Raw genomic sequence first — 293 nt, forward strand, 5'->3', positions numbered from 1 at the left:
AAAAGCGGAAAATATATCAAACAGAAAACAGACAGAGGGGAGGAAGCATAATGGCTGATACTAATTAACCCGCCGATGTTCGGAAAAGAATCGTTGATGTAATGAGAGAACGCAAGATGACCCAGCGAGAACTGGCACTTCGGATTGATGTGAATGAAAGCACCATCAGCCGATTCCTTAGCGGAAAGACCGAAAAGCTGAGCGAAGAAAGCGTTATCCGCATCGCCAGAGTGTTCAATGTGTCCACGGACTTTTTATTGGGTACGACCGTAATCCCGGATAAAAAGAACTAC

1 protein-coding gene is annotated in these 293 nt (G+C 45.1%); it reads left to right on the forward strand.

All coding sequences use genetic code 11. From position 1 onward, the window contains the following. Positions 1 to 101: 101 nt before the first annotated feature. On the forward strand, positions 102 to 293 hold a 192-nt coding region (locus P0G09_RS19715; protein ID WP_275253524.1), incomplete at its 3' end, for a helix-turn-helix transcriptional regulator.

Origin of the sequence: Faecalibacterium sp. DFI.5.82, from assembly GCF_029076575.1 — a bacterium.
Taxonomy (GTDB): domain Bacteria; phylum Bacillota; class Clostridia; order Oscillospirales; family Ruminococcaceae; genus Faecalibacterium; species Faecalibacterium duncaniae.